This window comes from Corynebacterium sp. 045007 (assembly GCF_040743205.1).
GTDB lineage: Bacteria > Actinomycetota > Actinomycetes > Mycobacteriales > Mycobacteriaceae > Corynebacterium > Corynebacterium jeikeium_D.
Map to the genome: position 1 here is coordinate 1 of NZ_JBFLKW010000052.1, position 548 is coordinate 548.

Here is a 548-nt window from a genome sequence, read left to right on the forward strand (position 1 = left end):
CAACGCGTGGTCCGCCGCTACACCACCACCAACCCACGCACCGATGCCGGGCGCACCATCTACCGACTTGCGCTGAAACTGACCCGGATCACCACACTGGATGAAGCCGCCGCGTGGGGTGTGCAACTGCACGAGTTTTCAACGATCTACCGGGAATGGATGAACGAGAAAACCATGATCAAAGACCCCAAAACAGGTGCATGGACCCGCGTGTGGACCCACCACAACGTGCGCAAGGCCTACAACAGCCTCAACCATCTTTGGCGGTCCGAGATGCTGTTTGTCTACCTCAACCCGCCAGCAGGAGTCCTTGCGCCCGAGCGGATCAAATCCACCACCAACAGCTTAGAAGGCGGCATCAACGCCCAGCTCAAACTGCTCGCCAGAACCCACCGCGGCAGATCAGGCGAACGACAACGCCGCATGCTGGATTGGTGGCTCTACTTAAAAACGGAACTGCCTGACGATCCAGTACGAATCGCCAGGCAGTCCGACTGGGGCCAGGGCCAACTCGCCAAAGTATCCACCCTGACCCAAACCGAGAACCA

Annotated in this window: 1 pseudogene; it reads left to right on the top strand. The window is 58.9% G+C overall.

The annotated features are described in order from the left end of the window. A pseudogene (locus AB1Z34_RS11170) lies at positions 1-548 on the top strand (IS256-like element IS1249 family transposase); the annotation flags it as partial.